Source organism: Longispora albida DSM 44784 (assembly GCF_000379825.1).
Lineage (GTDB): Bacteria > Actinomycetota > Actinomycetes > Mycobacteriales > Micromonosporaceae > Longispora > Longispora albida.
In genome coordinates, this window is record NZ_KB903838.1 from 198,002 (window position 1) to 215,107 (window position 17,106).

Genomic DNA, 17,106 nt, shown 5'->3' on the forward strand with positions numbered 1-17,106 from the left:
GCCAGCGAACTGCCTTTTTCCATGCAAAGATCGCGGTATGGCTGGACGTGACTACGCGCCGTCACCCCTGGTGATGCTCGGCGACGCCGAGGCGCGGCGGATGCTCAGCCTGCTCCGGGGCCGCTCCGGTGCTGATCTTGACGCCGGGGAGCTGCACGCGCTCGCCTCCGACTACCGCTACACGCGCGAGGCGCTGGAGTACTCGTCCGTCGGCGTGGCCGTCCTGGACGCCGGCCTGCGCTACCGCTACGTGAACGCCGCGCTGGCCACGATCAACGGAGCCCCAGCAGAGGCCCACATCGGGCGGACCATCGCCGAGGTCGTGCCGGACATCAACGTCTCGGACGCCGAGGAGACGTTACGCGCGGTGCTCGGCGACGGCGTGCCCCGGTCGATCACTGTCGAGGGCACCACGGCCTCGGACGAGTCGGGCGCCCTGCGCTGGTGGCACAACGCCTACCACCGGCTCGACGACGCCGGCCGGCCCGTCGGCCTGGTCGCGATGATCCTGGAGATCACCGAGGACCGCCGGATCCGCCGCGCGCTGGCCCAGGCCCGCACGCGCCTCGCGCTGCTGGACCGGGCCGCCACCGAGATCGGTACCACGCTGGACGTGCAGAAGACCTGCGAGGAACTGACCTGGCTGCTGGTACCAGGGTTCGCGGACCTGGCGGCCGTGGACGTGCTCGACCTCGGCCCGCACCCGCCGCAGGACGGCTCACTCCGGATCAGGCGGCTGGCGCTGACGACGGTACCGGGGCTGAGCGAGGCCGGCCGGCTCTTCGGCGCCCCGGGTGCCGTGTTCGGCGCCCAGCCCTCCTCGGCTGTCGCCCGCTGCATCAGCGAGCAGCGCCCGATCGTGTCCAACCTGACGCCGGTCACCGAGCTGCGGAGGCTGGCCCCGCAGGCCGGCCGGGTCAGCCACTACCTCGAACTGGGCATGCACTCGGCCTGCCACGTCCCGCTGACCGCCGGCCGTGACGTCATCGGGGTCGCCGTCCTGGTCCGCTCCGGAGAGCGCGCCGCGTTCGGCGGCGAGGACGTCAAGCTGATCGCCGACCTGGTCCGGCGGGCCGCCTCCAGCATCGGCGCCGCGCAGCAGTACACCGAGCAGCGCGACACCTCGGTCCTGCTGCAACGGGCACTGCTGTCGAACACCACCTCGCCGCACGCCACAGTGGAGTGCGCGAACCGGTATCTGCCGTCCGGGACGCGGGCCGAGGTCGGCGGCGACTGGTACGACACCATCGCGCTCCCCGGTGGGATCACGCTGCTCGTCGTCGGCGACGCGATGGGCCACGGCCTGGACGCCGCCGCGACCATGTCGGAGTACCGGGCCGCGACCAGGGCACTCGCCGTCCAGGAGCCGTCCCCGGCCACGATCCTCACCCACGTCGACCTGATGGCGCGGACGCTCGGCCTGGAACGGCTCGCCACGTGCCTCATCGCGGCGGTCGACCCGGCCACGGGTACGGCGGCCCTGGCCTCCGCCGGCCACCTGCCGCCCCTGGCCATCACCCCGCGCGGTGCCCGGGTCCTCGACCTCCCTCCGGGTGCGCCCCTCGGTGCCGGAGCCGGCGAGTACCGCGACACGACGGTGCCGTTCCCGCCCGGCTCCGCCCTGCTGATGTACTCCGACGGCCTGGTGGAGCGGCGCGGCGAGGACATCGACGAGGCAGTGGCCCGGCTGGCCGCCCTCAGCCTGGACCCCGCCCAGCCACTGGAGCACCTGCTGGACACCGTCCTGTCCGGCCTGGCAGCCGAGCGCGTGGACGACGACATCGTGGTACTGGCCGCGAGACTGCGCGAGCCCCGGAGTACCTAGCCGCCGGCCAGGGAGCCGGCCTGGCCCGCCGTTCGAGTGATGGGCCGGCGGGCCAGGCCGGGGTCAGCGGCAGCCGGGTCAGGCTGGCCTGAGGGTGCCGGTGCTGTGCAGGTGGGCGCGGGCAGCTGCGATGGCTTCGGAGACGGCGGGGAACACCCGGCCCGCGGCCTCCAGGCGGTCGAGGACACCGAGGGCCGCGAGCGTGCGCGCGTGCTCGGGGCGGGTACCGGAGGCGTAGACGGTGATGCCGCGGTGTTCGAGCCGGTCGATGATGTCCTTGAGCACGAGGGCCCCGGTCGTGTCCACGGTGGTGATACGGGACAGCCGGAGGATGACGACGCGGACGTCGGCGACCTCGGCGAGTTCGAGGAGGAACCGGTGGGCGGCGGCGAAGAACAGCGGGCCGTCGATCCGGTAGGCGACGATGTGCTCGGCGAGCAGCGCGCGCTCGGCGGCGCTGTGGTCGCCGGCTTCCAGCGGTACCTCCTCCAGCCTGGCCGCCTGGGCGATCTTGCGGATGGCCACGCCCGCCGCGATCAGGAGGCCGCAGATCACCGCCGCGACCAGGTCCAGAGCGAGGGTGGCGAGGGCGGTCAGCGCGGCGACGAGAGCCTCGGCACGTGAGGCCCGCGCGATGGCGAGGAGCGCGCCGGCCTCGACCATCCGGATCGCGGTGGCCAGCAGGACCCCGGCGAGCGCGGCGATCGGGACCTGCCCGACGAGCGGGGCGGCGGCCAGCATGATCAGGGCGAGGATCGCCGCGTGGCTGAGGGCGGCCAGCCGGGAGGACGCGCCGGCCCGGACGTTGACTGCGGTACGGGCGATGGCTGCGGTCGCGGGGACTCCGCCGAACAGCGGTGCCGCCAGGTTGGCCAGACCCTGCCCGAGCAGTTCCCTGTCCGGATCGTGGCGGGAACCTGACCGCATCCCGTCGGCGACGGTCGCGGACAGCAGGCTTTCCAGCGCGGCCAGGGCTGCCACAGCCACCGCCGAGGTCAGCAGCGCCGGGATCGCCGCCGGGTGCAGGAAGCCGAGCGACGGAGCTGGCAGGGTGGCGGGCAGGGCGCCGATCCGGGCGACGTCCAGTGCGGCCAGATGCGTCACGAAGGTCGCCGCAGCCACCGCCAGCAGGGAGAACGGGACAGCCGGGCGCCACCGTGCACCGGCGAGCATCGCCGCCGCCACGCCGCCAGCCAGCGCGAGGGCTGCCCAGTGTGGCCGGTGGGCGAACTCCTGCGCGGCCCGCCACGCGACCACGGCGACCTTCTCCCCGTCCGGCGCGGGCACGCCGAGCGCCGCCGGTACCTGCTGGAGAAAGATCACGGCAGCGATACCCGCGGTGAAGCCCTCGACGACCGGTGCGGGCACGTAACGCACGACGCGGCCGGCCCTGGTGACGGCGAGCCCGAGGAGGATCAGCCCAGCCAGAAGCCCGACCGTGAGGACGCCATCCGCGCCGAACCGGGCGGCGATCGGGACCAGGACGACTGTCATCGCGCCGGTCGGCCCGGACACCTGGAGGTCGGAACCACCGAACACGGCGGCGACGGCACCCGCGACGATCGCGGTGGCGAGGCCCGCCGCCGCGCCGAGCCCGGAGGCGACGCCGAAGCCGAGAGCCAGCGGCAGGGCGACGATCGCCACCGTCAGGCCAGCGAGGAGGTCACGCCCCGGGCTCCGCCGGACTGTGGCCAGGTCGGCGCGCCCGGGCAGCAACCGGGCCAGGCTGGCCGCCGGGCTCACGCGGCGGTGTCCGCGTCCAGCAGCGCAGCCCGCAGCTCAGCCTGCCCGGCGAGCATTTCCGTGAGGATCCGGCGGGCCGCGCGCATCAGGTCGGCCACGTCCGGGCCGGCGAGCGCGTAGACGACCTGTCCGCCGTCGCGGGCCGACACGACGATGCCCGCCCTGCGCAGCACCGCCAGCTGCTGGGACAGGCTGGAGGCTTCGATCCCGATGTCGGAGAGCAGGTCCTTGACGGAGGTGGGTGCCTCACCGAGCAGCTCCAGGACCCGGATCCGGACGGGGTGGCCGAGCATCCTGAAGAACTCGGCCTTCGCCTGATACAGCGGCACGGTAACGCCAGGCATGCCGGTCACCTCGATCGTCGATGACGTTGACGTGCTTAATTGAAGACTTCTTCAATTAAGCACAAACGCGAGCCTCGATGAATGTGACCTGGGTCACCGGATTAGGATCGGCGTCGTGGATCAGAACCTGCCGTCGTGCCCAGAGTGCTCCAGTGAATTCACGTACGAGATGGGTGATCTGCTGGTCTGCCCGGAGTGCGGCCACGAGTGGGCGCCCGCTGGTGAGCTGGTGGCGGAGGCCAGCGGCGTGGTCAAGGACTCGGTCGGCAATGTGCTCGCCGACGGGGACACGGTGATCGTGGTGAAGAACCTCAAGGTCAAGGGGAACCCTGCCGGGATCAAGGCTGGTACGAAGGTTCGTGGCATCCGCCTGGTCGACGGTGTGGACGGCCATGACATCGACTGCAAGATCGACGGTTTCGGCGCGATGCAGCTCAAGTCGAGCGTCGTCCGCAAAGCCTGAACCCGGGGCATCGCTGAGGCCGTCGCCGGCGACGGCGGTCCGCGGGCCGGGACGGTCACCCAGACGACCGGCTGCCTGACTGGAAGCCCCATAGCGGCAGGCGGTCCGGTTAGGGTCTGGCGGTGGGGAACAGCGTGAGCAAGTGGCTGGTCGGCGATCGGCATGTGGCGTCGCTGGTGCTGGTGAGCGGGGACTTTCCCTGGCTCCACGGGCGGATGGAGCCGGGCCCGGACTTCGCGCTCGTGGCTGGGTACTTCGGGCCGGGGCCGGCTGAGGGGAGATGGCTGGCGGACGAGGCTCTCGCGGCTGCGGGACACCCGCCGTCGACCTGGCTGCTGATCGACGAGGACGACGACGAGCCCTGCTATCTGCACACGCTCGTGCTGAGGGAGGCCGACACGGTGTCGTGGCGCTTCGGCCTGGACCCGCTCGACCTGGACTAGAGGAACGTGGCGCGGGCGGAAACAGCCATACATTGACAGTGGCGACAGTCCGCCGATACGTTGCCCTACGGTCTGGCAATGTCCACACACGACACAGGAGCTGACGTGCAGCACAGCCCCCTGACCTTCGGCGATCCGGCACCTGTGCCGCCCGGTACGACCGGGAGGGTCACCCGCTGACATGCACGTCCTCGTCATCAACCGCTGGCACGACGACTACGCCCGCTACGACGCCTATCTCGACCACGAAGAGCACCAGGTCACCTACGTCACGCACGCCGACCTGGTGACCGGGGTGCCGAAGCAGGCGGCCGAGGTCGTGATCGTCGCCGACCGCACCGACTACGCGGAGGTGCGAGCCGCGATCGGCCCGGCGATCGGCAGGTACGGGCCGCCGTCCGCCGTGGTCGCGCTGCACGAGACGGGCCAGCCGCTGGCCGCCCGGCTGCGGTCCGAGTTCGGCACGGTGGGCCGGCGCGACTACACCACCTTCCTGGACAAGCACGAGATGCTGCTGGCCGCCCAGCGGTCGGGCGTGGCCGTGCCGGAGTTCACCCTGGCCCGCTCGGCGGCCCACGTGGAGGCGTTCGCCGCCCGGGCCGGCTGGCCGGTGATCGTGAAGCGGCTGCACGGCGTGGCGAGCAGCGGGGTACGGCGGCTCAACGGGCCGGTCGACGACCTGCCGGACGAGCCGCTGCTGGTCCAGCGGTACGTGCCGCACCCGGTGCACCACGTCGACGGCCTGTGGGACGGCACGGCACTGGGCCCCTGGAAACTGTCGCGGTACCTCAACACGGCCGGCTCCGTCACCACAGGCCCGCTGGCCTTCGCGGCCGGGGAGCCGGTCGGCTCGGCGGAGATCGACGACCCGGCCACGCTGGCCGCCGTCGAGGAGTTCATGCTCGCGCTGCTGCCGGCGATGGCCGGCGGGCCGTGGGTGTTCCACCTGGAGCTGTTCGTCGACGAGGCGAACCAGTGCACGTTCATGGAGGTCGGATGCCGGCCCGGCGGCGGGGAGATCCCGCTGGTGTGGCGGGAGGTGCACGGCCGGGACCTGATGGAGTGGGAGTTCGCGCTCCAGTGCGGGCTGCCGGTGACGGCGGAGCCGTTCGCGCCGGGCTCCGAGGTGAGCGGGCAGCTGCTCGTGCCGGCCAGTGGCACGGTCGTCGCCGCGCCCAGCCAGCTCGGGCCGCGCGGGGCGTACGCGGAGGTGATCCCGCCGGTCGGCACGGTGCTGGACCAGGGCACCACGTACGAGTTCGCGGGCGGCCGGTTCCGGTTCCGCGGGCCGGACACCGCCGAGGTGATCCGGCGGGTGTACGCGGCGATCGACGGGTACACGATGATCTGCGATGGCTGAGACGCTGGTGGCCGCGCCGCCGGCCAGGGCGGAGGGGCTGCTGGTCGGCGCGCAGTTCGTCACCTGCCTGGGTAACGGCATCCAGCTGACCGCCTCGGCGCTGCTGGTGGTGCGGGAGACGCCGACCACGCTGTCGGTGGGCTGGCTGTACATCGCGGTGGCCGTGCCGCAGGTGCTGCTGTCGCTGGTGTTCGGGCGGCTGGCCGACCGGTTCGACCGGCGCCGGCTGTGCCTGTGGTGCAGTGTGGCCAGTGCGGTGCTGGCCGCGGCGTTGCCGGCCTGGCTGCTGGCCGGGGGGCCGGCGTCGGTCGCAGCGTACACGATGAATTTCGCTCTCGCGGCGGTCACGGCGCTGTTCATGCCCGCCAGCAACGCGCTGATCAAGGAGCGGGTCGTGCCGGAGCGGCTGGCCGGCTTCAACGCGCACTACGAGATGGCCACCCAGGCAGGCCTGCTGCTGTCCACGGCGGCCGGTGGCTTCCTGGTCGCCTGGCTCGGGGTCAGCCCGGTGCTGCTCTTCAACGCGGCGACCTTCGTGGCAGTGGCCGGGCTGCTGTGGGCGATGGGTGAGGAGCGGGTCACGGCCGAGGAGCACGGCCCGCTGGCCGGCGGCGGCCTGGTGCGGGCTCCGCTCCGCCGGCTCGGGGTCCTCTACGCCCTCGGAAACATGATCATCACGGTGAGCAACGCACTGCTCGTCGTGCTGGTGATCGAGGTGTACCGGCAGGGGCCCGGCGTCCTCGGCCTGCTCGACGCCGCGGCCGGCGCCGGGATGTTCTTCGCCGCCGTGCTGTTCAAACGGCTGATCACCCGGGTCGGCGGGCTGGCCATCGCGCTGGCAGGCTACGCAGGCTGTGCCGTGCTGACCGTCGGACTGCCCTTGCTGGGCGTCGCGGCGGTGATGGTCCTGCTGCCCGCGGTCGCGCTGACCTTCGGCCTGGCCCGGATCGCGGCGCGTACCCTGCTGATGCGCGCTGCCGACCCTGCCCGCGCGGGCGCGGTCTTCGGCGCGACCAACGCCTTCGGGCTGGGGTACGCCGTGGTGTCGATGGTGGTGGTGGGGCTGGTCGCGGACCGGAGCGGGATCGTCCCGGGGTATCTGCTGCTGGCCGCGCTGATCGCGGGCACAGCCCTGATGACGACCTGGACGCTGCGTACCCGTACCTCGGGCCTACGGGATGACGAGTAGCTTCCCGGTGGTACGCCGAGCCTCCAGGTCGCGGTGAGCCTGGGCGACCTCGGCGAGCGGGTAGCGGGCCGTCACGGTGGTCTCCAGGACCTTGGTGCGCACCCATTCGAGCACGTCGGTGGCGCGCCGGAGCAGCTCGGACCGGTCGGCGATGAAGTGCCCGAGGCTCGGCCGGCTCAGGGTGAGCGAACCGCCCTGGGCGAGCCGGATGGGGTCGAAGGGCGGCACGGCACCACTCGCGGCGCCGAAGAGCACCAGGTGGCCGCGGGTTCGCAGGCTGGCGAGGCTCGCATCGAAGGTGTCCCTGCCGACGCCGTCGAAGACGACAGGCACGCCATGGCCGCCGTTGAGCCGCTTCACCTCCGCCGCGAGGTCGTCCACTGTGGAGTAGAGGATCACCTCGGCGGCCCCGGCACGCCGCGCCAGCTCGGCCTTCTCCGGTGTCGAGGTCGTGCCGATCACTCTGCCGCCGAGATGGGTGATGAGCTGGGTCAGCGCAAGCCCCATGCCGCCGGCGGCGGCGTGCACGAGCGCCGTGTCGCCCGGCTGGACCGGGTAGGCGTCCTTGACGAGGTAGTGCGCCGTCATGCCCTGCAGTAGCACGGCGGCTGCGGCCTCGAAGCCGACGCCGTCGGGCAGTGGCACGAGCCGGGAGGCGTCCACGACGGCCCGCTCGGCATAGGTACCGGGTACCTCCACCCAGCCGACCCGGTCTCCCACGGCGACGTCGGCGACGCCTGGTCCGATCTCGACGACGGTGCCCGTGCCCTCAGTGCCCGGGGTGAAGGGCAGCGGGAGGGCGTACCGGCCCTGGCGGTGGTAGACGTCGAGGAAGTTGACGCCGGACGCGGCGACCTCCACGACCGCCTGGCCCGGGCCCGCCACCGGTTGATCAACATCGACCAGTCGCAGTACCTCGGGACCACCCACCCCGGAAACCTGAATCGCTCGCATAACCCCTCCTGAAACGGCTCTCTTCCCGCGCCAACCCCGGTCGCGGCGATCCGATTCCCGTCGCGGCGAGGTGTCGTAGCCGTCACATTCAGGTCAGCGGCGGAGCGGCTCACCGGCGACTCGGCATCACGTCAGAGCGCCGGCACCCCAGCCACGTCAGCACTCGGCACGCCGCCGGCGTCCAGCGGGGTTGTCCGGGACTGTCCACAGTGGGCGGTCGCGGCTCTGTTCTCTCATACGGTGAGGCCACGAACTGGGCATCCGCCCCAGGCAAACATGGAGGTCAACCATGCTTCGTGGAAAAATCGCCCGGGCCACCGCCGTCGCGGCGCTGGCCGTCGCCGGGGTGGCGGCCCTGGCAGGACCCACGTCGGCTGACGGGGTCCACCTGTACCAGAACGACCAGTACCGGGGCGGCTACGCCTATCGGGCCGACAGTGAGTACACGTACCACGACAACGACGGGTTCAACAACGGCTACTCCCTTGCCGACGCCCTCACCTCGCTCTGGAACCAGACCCCAGGGGACTGACCCTCTTCTCGAACCACCGGTACGAGGGTGACCCGAGATCGGCCTGCGCCGGGCACTGGGCGCCCGGGGGCCGCACGTCGCCGGGCAGTTCCTCGCCGAAAGCGCTCCGGCGTTAGCACTCCTCGCGTTTGAGCCGGACGGGGCCATAACGGACCTCGGCGGCTCCGGCCGGCGCTGTCAGGGGCGGCGGACTCCGGCGCGCCGCCCTACATTGAAGGGCGTGAAGTCCGTACTCAAACGCCTGGCGCCGTTTCTGCTCGGTGTGGCCCCAGTAGCCAACCTCATGCTGGGCGGGCCCCGCGAGCTGTCGGGAGCCATGATCATGGCGGGGCTGATCGCCGCGGTCGGCTTCTACCTGTGGTGGTGCGCCCAGCACTGGTACCTGCGGTTCACCGGAGCACAGGCGACGGCACGCCTGCTGGACAGCGGCCGGGTGGAACTCCGGCTCGAGGACGGCGGCAGGACCGAGGTGCCCCGGACAAGACGGGGCACCGTCCTGCGCTCCGGCACGGAAGTGGTGTACCCACCCGGCCGGCCGGAGAAGTACCTCGTGCCGGACGACCTGGTGACACTGGTCATCACGACAGTGCTCAGCCTGGCGGTGGCTCCCCTGATCGTCTGGCTGACCTGGACCCTGATCTCTAGCATCTGACCGCGAGCCAGCGGGCGGCGAACGCGGCTGTGACCCGCTCGGCGTGTCAGTCCACTGTGGCCGGATGCCCCTTGCTTGCCCGGCCACCCGCCAGCTAGCGTCGCGACCATGACCGACTACGCGGACATGGCCCGGCGGGGGGATCTCGACGGGCTGGCCGGCCTCTCCGACGGCGACCCGGACGGGAACGGCGACCTGCTGGCGTACCGCTGGCTGCACGTCGCCAGGGACTTCGGCCACGACGCGGCCGACGAGCTGATCGACGACCTGCTGGAGGTCTCCTCGCTGCGGTACGACGACGATCAGTTCGCCGTGGGCAGTGAGCACTTCGGCCTCGGGCTCGCGTACCTGACGGGACGCGACGGCCTGCCGGTCGACCCGGAGCTGGCCGGGAGGCACCTGGCGGAGGCCAGGGAACTCGGCTGGCCCGTGCACGCCGAGGGCGGAGACCAGCTGCTCGCCGAGGCCAGGGCCGGACTGTCCGGTCCGGGCCTGACCGCGTTCACCCAGATCTTCGGCTAGCGGTTCACGGCAGGCCGGGGAGGTAGTGATGCTGGTCGGGTCGCGGGCTGGGTTCGGCCTGGAGTTCCACATCGAGCGGGATCCGGATCTGCTGTGCGCCGACGTGTTCGTCGGCGGGCTCCACGTGAACACGTGGGACAACGCGTTCTATCCGCCGTTGCTGGTGATGAGACTTACGGACGAGGCCAGCCGGTTCCGCACGCCAGTCGCGCCGCTGGCAGGGTTCACCACGCCATGGGAGTCCTTGCAGGTGGCCGAGGGCTGGATGCGTGACGACGGCACCTCCACCACTGGCCTCGCGGCGGCACTCGCAGGGTGCAGATTCCTGGAATGGGGGGAGTGCACCGACCAGGTGACGGCGTTCGCGTTCCCTGACGGCGAGCGGGTGCACCTCGCCTGCCGGGTCCGCGACGTAGACGGATCTGCCGGGGACCGGCCGGAGCGGGCGACGGTATCCGTGAGCCGTACGGTGCTCTTCGAGACACTGGAACATGGCCTCGCCATCGCCGAACGCGAATGGTCCGCGCGGCTTGCCGCCATCAAGGCCCGCACAGGCACATTGCAGGTGCCGGGCTGAGCCCTGCTCGGCCAGCCCGGCCTGCGCCTGTCCCGGCGCCGCAGCCTGACGCCGGTACGCTCACGGCCATGATCACGTTGTCCCTTGTGGATCCGTCCCGCCCGCACTGGCGGGAAGCCGGCGCGCCCCGGCCGGTCGAGACCGTCGTCTTCGTGCCGACGGGGCCGGGGCCGCACCCTGTCGTGCTGCTGTCGCACGGTACCGGCGGCGAGATCGCCGACCTGGCCTGGTTCGCCGAGGGGCTGGCCGCCGCCGGTTACCTGGTCGCAGGCGTCAACCATCACGGCAACACCGCGCGTGAGCCGTACGACCCGCGTGGCTTCGTCCGCTGGTGGGACCGGCCGCTGGACATGAGCGTCGCGCTCGACGGGGTGCTGGCCCGGTACGCGGCCGACCCGGCGCGGATCATGGCGGCCGGCTTCTCGCTCGGCGGGTACACGGCGGTCGCGCTGGCCGGCGCGCGGATGTCGGCGGCCGCGTACGCCGCCCTCGCCGCGAGCCCGGAGGACGCGCCGCCGACGCCGGAGTACCCGGACCTGGACGCCGACCTGCGCGCGATCATCGACGAGCAGGACTTCGCCGGCTACGTCGCCGAGTGCGGGCGCGACGTGCGGGACCGGCGGGTGCGCGCCGCGTACCTGATGGCGCCTTCCGGCGGGCCGATGCTCGACCCGGACAGCGTGGCGCGGATCGGCGCTCCGGTACGCGTGGTGTGGGGCGACGCCGACGACATCCTGCCGCCGGAGGCGTTCGCGAAGTTCTACCTGGCCACGGTGCCGGACGTGTCGGGGCGCTCCCTCGGCGCGGAGGTCGGCCACTACGACTTCGTACGGGGCACGCTGGCCGATGTGGTGGTACCGGACGCGGTCACGTTCCTCGCCGCTGGCTGAACCAGGCGTTCAGCGCCGTTCGGAGGTCGCGGGCCTCGGGGGCCCCGGTGCGGGTACAAAGGACGATTTTGTGCGCTGATGGGTGCGGGAGTGGCGGCACGTGCTTGCTGGGGCGGGGTCTGGGCGGGGTTAGAGTCGCCGGGTGACGGTGGATGATCATCGGATGAAGCGGCCGGGCTCCGTGGCTGTGGCTCTCCTGACCGGGGCGATCGCGGGCCTGGCCCTGACCGCGCCGTGGGGCTGGCCGGTCAGGGTGGCCGGTGCCGTGGCTGTGTCCTTGGTGGTCGCGGCGTCTGAGGTGGTGGCGCGTTCCCGGCAGCGGCCTGGCCAGATTCCGGCGCTGTGGTCGCGGGTCGTGATGAGCGGGGCGCTGGCTGCGCCTCTGGGCTGGGCTCTCGGCGCGGTGACCGGTGCCGGGCCGGTGGTGGCCGGTCTTGTCATGGGAGGGCTCGCCGGCCTGCTCGGCATCCGGCCGTACAAGGTGATCCTGGGACCCGTCGTTGGTCTCCTGACGGGGTGGACGCTGTCGCTGGTGTGGGCGGATGTGCCCGCCGCCGTCACCGCCACGTGCGTCATCGTCGCTTTCCGTGTACTGGCGGCCCTGCTGTTCCGTGAGGCTGGAGTGAGCCTGCTCGCCGAGCGGGTCGATGCCGCGCAGCTGCCGTTCGTCGTTCCGCTGGCGGCGCGGACGCGCTATGTCGGGACAGGCTATGTGCGGGACCTGGCCGAGCTGACCGGTGGTTCCTATCAGGGCGGCGCGCCGGATGTCGGCATCGTCGCCTCGCTGGACGACCTGGCCGGGCCGCAGTTCGACCCTGCGGGCACCGATCAGCTCGTACGGGAGTTCTACGAGCACACCACGCGGTTCACGCTGGACATCGTGCCCAGGTGGCGGATGTGGGTGCGCCCCGGCTACCTGCTCTATCGCAGCCTGGTGGCCCGTCCGCTGGGGCAGGCGAACGTACCCATGAACCAGAAGGAGACGCAGCGCGGGATCCGCAGCCGCATCGACACGATCTCCGGCCCCGATGGTGCGATCAGCGTCCGGGGGTGGATCCGTTCGTTCACTGACACCGACGAGCCGATCTACGTTGGCATCTACACGACCTACCGGCGGGATGGCCGTGGGTACGTGAGCGTGGGTTTCCCGTTGCCCCAGGCGAGTTTCACGGCCACGCTGGAACCACGGTCCCGCCCCGGCGGCGGGCTGGTCCTCACCAGCCGCAGCAAGCTCGACCAGCCCGGGCACTATCTGACCTATGTGGACGAGCGGGGTGGGCAGCTGACCGCGCTGGCCGTCCACGGTTTCGCCGAGCAGCTCGACGTCTTCGTCTCAGACGGTGCGCTCCGGGCCGAGCACGCGTTCTGGATCTTCGGTCTGCCCTTCCTGGTCCTGCACTACCGGATGCACCGCAAGCCCGCCAGCTGACAGCACCAGCGCAGCTTGTCTCACGTTTTCCCGGAACAGCTTCGCGGCCTGCCTGAGCCCGCCACAGCCGGCTACAACGAATGCATGCCCACGATCACTGTCGCCCTGGTGGACCGGCAGGCCGTCGCCCGCTTCGGCCTGCGCGCCATGCTCGAACCCGGCTGCGAGGTCGTCGCGGTCGCCGACCCGAAGGATGTACCTGTCGAGCAGGTCGACGTCGTGCTCTGTGACCTCCACGTGTCCGGCGTCGCCGCCGGTCTGCTCGCCAAGGACACCCTCAGCCCTGCCGATCTGCGCGCCGCCGTAGAACGGCTGGCGGGCGGCGGCTACTCTCCGCCCGACACGCAGATGGCGCTCGCGCCAGGAACGGAACGTGCTGCGGTACATCGCGTGCGGCTTCACGCACCGGCAGATCGCCACCCGGATGCTGGTCTCGGCGTCCACTGTCGACACGTACGTCGCCCGGGTCCGGGGCAAGCTCGGAGTGGGCAACAAGGCTGAACTCACTCTCGCCGCCGCTCAGCTCACGATGTTCGGCTCAGCCCGCCTCAGCCCGCCTCAGCCCGCCTCAGTCCGGCTGGTGGACCCGGGGGCTGATCCGGGCGGCGTCCGGGAGGCCGAGTTCCCGGTAGCCGCGCAGCGCTTCCAGCCATAGCCCGGCTGGGTCCTCGCCCAGCCGCTCGGCACAGCCGGCGAGAAGCTCGATGGTGGCTGCTTCCTCGTACCGGTTGCCCAGCGCCCTGTGCCCGGCGAGAGCCTCCCGGGCGATCTCCGCTGCCAGCTGGTACCGGCCGGCCGCGTACTCGGCTCGCGCGGCCAGACTGCGGGCTTGGGCGTGCGGCTGCCGGAACCCGTTCGCCTCGGTCAGCTCGGCCGCCCGGCCGGCGGTGGCGCGTGCGGCGCATATTGGACGGCGTCAGGTGCCCCAGGGGTCGCCCCACGCTGGCGACGGGTGGCTCCCATCCCGCCAGCTCGGTGAGGGCGGTCTCCAGCGGGACGTGCCGGGCACCCACTACGGGGTTCACCCGCAGGACGGCTGGCAGGTCCGTCGTTGCGAGGTTCAGCCCGAGCCAGCCCCCGGCGTCCTTGCTGTTGCCAGGCTGGAGGAAATCCCCAGCTTCTTCGTGAAGCCGATGGTGCGCAGCGCGTTCGCGCAGGCCTTCAAGCTTTCTGCTTTCAGGGTGGTCATCTCTGCGTCCTTCGGGTTGCTCAGCGGTGAGGATAGCCGCCGAAGTCGGCATTGAGGGTCTGCGGTCCGTTGGCTGCGAGCTGGTTCGGAGGCTGGTGATCTCCGGTCCAGTGCCATCAGGGTAGTTAGCTCTATATGAGACGCCCCCGCTCCGCTGATCCTGTAGAGGATCCATCGAAGCGGGGCCTTCATTTTTGTCACATGCAAACTAGAGCGACCAGCCTCGCAGGGCGCTGATCCGTGGTAGCCGAGTGTGCACGGCTACATCGGCGCCGTAGTCCTCGGGATAGGAGTCCTCCAGGTAGATAGCGAGCTGCTCCTCCAGTACGGCCGGGCGATCAAGCGGCTGCGTAGTGTGCGCCCCCAGTTTCGCTGCGATCGCCTCGAAAGCCTCGGCCGCGACGGTCCCGAGTGAGGCGCACTGCGGGTAGTCCGCATCGCTCCAAGGGTGGGGAAGGCGCATGATCCGTTCAATCTCGCCTGCCGAAGCCAGCGTATCGGGATCCCGCAGGGCTTCTCGGGATACCTCACTGCCTTGGGCCACGATCCAAAGGCGGAAGTCGGTGAAAGCGTCTCCTGAGCAGGATTCTCCATGGATGGCATCGGCCGCCTCCCAGAGCCTCCAGTTCAGCAACCTGTCCATGCAGTCAAGGAGCTGGCGCTGGAACGTAGCCACCTGCGGTATCGGCAAGCGCGCTAGTTTGGGCAGAAGCAGACCCGGCATCTCTTGGTCGGTGCGCGCATCATCAGGAATGGAATCGATGAGCGTCCACAATGTGGAACCGCCGGGTGCTGACATGCCGGTCCTCCTCTTCGGCCGCGCAGGATGTCCAGCGGGTCCTTAGCCGCCATCCTCCTGAGCAGGGCGGGCATCGGGCGCCGCCGGCACATTGCGGGCGTGACTTCCGCCCTTGGCGAACCGTGCTGATCCGCCAAGGCCGAAGGCCTATTTATTTATCGGTCTTACTGCTATCCCGGGACTCGAAGAATTCCTCAATCAGGAGGAATAGCAGGCTTACCGCCTCTTCGTCTTGCTCGGCGGTCATGTGCTTGACGTTCGGCAGTGCGCCGTCGTCATGAATCTCGCATAAGACGAGCCATGGCCAGTAAAGTTCCGGCCGCCCCTTTCCCCTCAGCAGCAGCCAGGTGTGGAACTCTTTTAAAACGGGCTTCCCTGAAGCCAGGTCGTACCCTACGAGGAATGAACAGGTTCCATCGTAGGTCCTAGTTGGAACGTATATCCCATGATGCCGTTTGAGCTTGGGTATGAATTCTCGAAGCGGCACGCTCATGTTCAGAATCCAAACTCCATGTCTTCCCAGTAATCAAAACGTTTCTTGTAGTCGCTGATCTTGATCCCCTCAGTATGCCACTGATCATAGACCTTCCCGCCTCTGACTACGACAGTGTGATGAAACCACGGCTCGTCAAGTACTGGCGTCCCCGGCCCCTTGGGCCTATAGGGGCCCATGGGCAGGTTCTGGCCACCAGGGCCGTGGAAAGTCTGGATTTCGCCACCATTCTTGCTGGCGAACTTAGCGGCCCACTCGTCGCATCCGGCATTGTGTACCAGGACGGGCGTACTGCCTGCCAGCACATAGTAGGTGTGGAGTTCGCTGACTGTGAGGTTGTGCATCCATCGCCCGCCGGTGAAGTTCGCGGTCTGGGTCACCGTGACCTCACCGTTTCCGGCTGTGAGCAGGCGGTCTCCGGGTTTGAGGCTTCCCGCGCCGGTCCATGATCCGGTGGTCGCGTTCCAGAACGGGTGTTCCTGGGTGGTGGCGATGAGCGGTTCGCTGCCGTGCTCACCGTGGATGGTGAGGTCGGTGAGGTCGCTGTCGAGGTTGAGGTGGAGCTGGGTGACTTCGCGGGCTGCGGTCTCACCGGTTTCGGGGTCGGTGGCCAGGACCTTGTCGCCGACAGCGATGGCGGCGATTGGTTTGACGCTGCCGTCGGCCATGAGGATCAGCGTGTCGGGGGCGAAGCTGTCACGGCAGCCGCATGACTGGCTGCATGGCCCGCTCTTGAGTTTCATGGTTTTCACGGATTTGGGTTTCGCTCCGCAGAACCGGGTGCTGGTGCCGGTGCAGGGGGTGATGCCGCCGGCGAGTGCGGCTGCGGCGACGTCCCACCAGCTTCCGCTGCCTTCGGTCTTCTGTTTGCGGAGTTCGTCGTGTGCGTCTCGCATGCTGGCGCCGAGTTCCTGGGAGCAGCCTGTGTCGCCGGTGATGCATACCTGGTAGAGGATGGTCAGGATGTGCAGCGGGTCCATTTCGGCCAGGTTGAGGCCGTTGGCTTGGATGTGCTCGTCGAACTGGCGGGCGAGCTGGTAGACGCGGGTTTTGCCGAAGGCGAATCCGACGCCGTTGATGTAGAAGGTGGTGTCGGGTTCTTCGGGTGTGGGCGGGTCGAATGTCAGCTCGGTGCCGCCGCCGTAGAAGATGGGCAGGGGCGCGGGTGGTGTGGGGGCCGGTGGCATGTATGGGGGTGTCCAGCCACCACCGGAGCCGCCGCCTTCGGGGTTGCGGACGAGGCCGGAGGGGTCGGAGCTGGTGACCGGGGCGTTGCCGCCGTAGGCATAGCCGTGCCAGGACTGGGGGTCCCGGACGTCGAACACCGGGTCTGGTGAGAGGAAGCGCCCAGTGGCCGGGTTGTACTGTCGTGCTCCGATGTGGACATATCCAGTGTCGGGGTCGTTGACGCCGTCGACGAATCCGCGCTGGGAAGGCCAGTTCGGGATGGTGCCGCGCACGCTGCCGTAGGGATCGGTGCGCTTGCGGGTGACCGCGAGGGTCGCGGCGTCGATAGCTGCCTGCCCGGTTCCGTGGTGGTCGGATGCCATCCAGGTCAGGCCGCCGGTGGTGGTGCGGACCGCGATGGTTCCCCCGGCGCTGTAGTAGCGGGTCGCGGTGGCACTGGAAGTGAGGGTGGCGGCGTGCAGTTCGGTGTTGCCGAGGTAGAGCGTGCGGCCGGTGGAGTCGGCGCGCATGATCC

Annotated in this window: 20 protein-coding genes; 12 read left to right on the plus strand and 8 right to left on the minus strand. The window is 70.3% G+C overall.

Translation table 11 applies throughout. The features are described from left to right. The first annotated feature begins 37 nt into the window (after positions 1-37). A complete protein-coding gene (locus A3G1_RS37680; protein ID WP_169437631.1) occupies positions 38-1,825 on the plus strand; it encodes a SpoIIE family protein phosphatase in 1,788 nt (595 codons plus the stop codon). A gap of 78 nt (positions 1,826-1,903) precedes the next feature. On the opposite strand, the gene A3G1_RS0130915 is transcribed toward A3G1_RS37680, so the two are convergent. Continuing rightward, positions 1,904-3,568 (minus strand): SulP family inorganic anion transporter, encoded by a 1,665-nt coding sequence (locus tag A3G1_RS0130915; RefSeq protein WP_018353381.1) that lies wholly within the window; start codon positions 3,566-3,568, stop codon positions 1,904-1,906. Further along, the gene (locus A3G1_RS0130920) at positions 3,565-3,912 is read right to left on the minus strand and encodes an ArsR/SmtB family transcription factor (protein WP_040480351.1); all 348 of its coding nucleotides are present in this window, start codon (positions 3,910-3,912) and stop codon (positions 3,565-3,567) included. Before A3G1_RS0130920 ends, A3G1_RS0130915 begins: the two co-directional genes overlap by 4 nt. Before the next feature lie 115 nt (positions 3,913-4,027). On the opposite strand from A3G1_RS0130920, the gene A3G1_RS0130925 reads away from it, so the two are divergent. The 4 genes from A3G1_RS0130925 to A3G1_RS37690 all read left to right on the plus strand — a co-directional run bounded on the left by A3G1_RS0130925 (position 4,028) and on the right by A3G1_RS37690 (position 7,367). Next, positions 4,028-4,375, plus strand: coding sequence for a zinc ribbon domain-containing protein YjdM (locus A3G1_RS0130925; protein WP_018353383.1), 348 nt, complete (start codon positions 4,028-4,030; stop codon positions 4,373-4,375). Between the two features lie 122 nt (positions 4,376-4,497). Further along, on the plus strand, positions 4,498-4,818 hold the full coding sequence (locus tag A3G1_RS0130930; protein WP_018353384.1) for a hypothetical protein: 321 nt from the start codon (positions 4,498-4,500) through the stop codon (positions 4,816-4,818). Positions 4,819-4,999: 181 nt separating this feature from the next. Continuing rightward, positions 5,000-6,178, plus strand: a complete 1,179-nt coding sequence (locus tag A3G1_RS37685) for an ATP-grasp domain-containing protein (protein WP_018353385.1) — start codon at positions 5,000-5,002, stop codon at positions 6,176-6,178. After that, entirely contained in the window at positions 6,171-7,367 is a 1,197-nt protein-coding gene (locus A3G1_RS37690) for an MFS transporter (RefSeq protein ID WP_018353386.1), read from the plus strand. The genes A3G1_RS37685 and A3G1_RS37690 overlap by 8 nt, the downstream gene beginning before the upstream one ends. On the opposite strand, the gene A3G1_RS0130945 is transcribed toward A3G1_RS37690, so the two are convergent. Beyond that, on the minus strand, positions 7,350-8,321 hold the full coding sequence (locus tag A3G1_RS0130945; RefSeq protein WP_026212691.1) for a quinone oxidoreductase family protein: 972 nt from the start codon (positions 8,319-8,321) through the stop codon (positions 7,350-7,352). The two genes, A3G1_RS37690 and A3G1_RS0130945, sit on opposite strands and share 18 nt — an antisense overlap. Before the next feature lie 289 nt (positions 8,322-8,610). Here A3G1_RS0130945 and A3G1_RS0130950 point away from each other — a divergent pair, with 289 nt between their 5' ends. The 6 genes from A3G1_RS0130950 (at position 8,611) to A3G1_RS0130975 (ending at position 12,923) form a co-directional block, all read left to right on the plus strand. After that, positions 8,611-8,853, plus strand: a complete 243-nt coding sequence (locus A3G1_RS0130950) for a hypothetical protein (RefSeq protein ID WP_018353388.1) — start codon at positions 8,611-8,613, stop codon at positions 8,851-8,853. A 220-nt stretch (positions 8,854-9,073) separates the two neighbouring features. Beyond that, complete coding sequence (locus A3G1_RS0130955) at positions 9,074-9,505, plus strand: hypothetical protein (RefSeq protein WP_018353389.1); 432 nt, start codon at positions 9,074-9,076, stop codon at positions 9,503-9,505. 108 nt (positions 9,506-9,613) lie between these two features. Continuing rightward, positions 9,614-10,027, plus strand: coding sequence for a hypothetical protein (locus A3G1_RS0130960; protein WP_018353390.1), 414 nt, complete (start codon positions 9,614-9,616; stop codon positions 10,025-10,027). Between the two features lie 28 nt (positions 10,028-10,055). Further along, positions 10,056-10,604, plus strand: a complete 549-nt coding sequence (locus A3G1_RS0130965; RefSeq protein ID WP_018353391.1) for a hypothetical protein — start codon at positions 10,056-10,058, stop codon at positions 10,602-10,604. Between the two features lie 68 nt (positions 10,605-10,672). Next, positions 10,673-11,494 carry an alpha/beta hydrolase family protein gene (locus A3G1_RS37695; RefSeq protein WP_157641521.1) on the plus strand — a complete coding sequence of 274 codons (822 nt, stop codon included), beginning with the start codon at positions 10,673-10,675 and terminating at the stop codon, positions 11,492-11,494. A 142-nt stretch (positions 11,495-11,636) separates the two neighbouring features. Beyond that, positions 11,637-12,923: a hypothetical protein gene (locus tag A3G1_RS0130975; RefSeq protein ID WP_245563632.1), complete on the plus strand. Its 1,287-nt coding sequence runs from the start codon at positions 11,637-11,639 to the stop codon at positions 12,921-12,923. On the opposite strand, the gene A3G1_RS41020 is transcribed toward A3G1_RS0130975, so the two are convergent. Then, positions 12,828-13,310: a hypothetical protein gene (locus tag A3G1_RS41020; RefSeq protein ID WP_157641522.1), complete on the minus strand. Its 483-nt coding sequence runs from the start codon at positions 13,308-13,310 to the stop codon at positions 12,828-12,830. The genes A3G1_RS0130975 and A3G1_RS41020 overlap by 96 nt on opposite strands. On the opposite strand from A3G1_RS41020, the gene A3G1_RS39250 reads away from it, so the two are divergent. Next, positions 13,297-13,578, plus strand: coding sequence for a response regulator transcription factor (locus A3G1_RS39250; protein WP_018353394.1), 282 nt, complete (start codon positions 13,297-13,299; stop codon positions 13,576-13,578). The two genes, A3G1_RS41020 and A3G1_RS39250, sit on opposite strands and share 14 nt — an antisense overlap. 405 nt (positions 13,579-13,983) lie before the next feature. Here the strand turns inward: A3G1_RS39250 and A3G1_RS42210 are convergent, their stop codons facing one another. The 4 genes from A3G1_RS42210 to A3G1_RS39995 form a co-directional block, all read right to left on the minus strand. Beyond that, positions 13,984-14,112, minus strand: coding sequence for a hypothetical protein (locus A3G1_RS42210; protein ID WP_281167862.1), 129 nt, complete (start codon positions 14,110-14,112; stop codon positions 13,984-13,986). A 208-nt stretch (positions 14,113-14,320) separates the two neighbouring features. Then, complete coding sequence (locus tag A3G1_RS39255) at positions 14,321-14,911, minus strand: DUF4240 domain-containing protein (protein ID WP_083937216.1); 591 nt, start codon at positions 14,909-14,911, stop codon at positions 14,321-14,323. A gap of 151 nt (positions 14,912-15,062) precedes the next feature. Then, the gene (locus A3G1_RS41025) at positions 15,063-15,404 is read right to left on the minus strand and encodes a hypothetical protein (protein WP_157641523.1); all 342 of its coding nucleotides are present in this window, start codon (positions 15,402-15,404) and stop codon (positions 15,063-15,065) included. 2 nt (positions 15,405-15,406) lie between these two features. Then, on the minus strand, positions 15,407-17,101 hold the full coding sequence (locus tag A3G1_RS39995; protein ID WP_051110719.1) for a polymorphic toxin-type HINT domain-containing protein: 1,695 nt from the start codon (positions 17,099-17,101) through the stop codon (positions 15,407-15,409). Positions 17,102-17,106 lie beyond the last annotated feature (5 nt).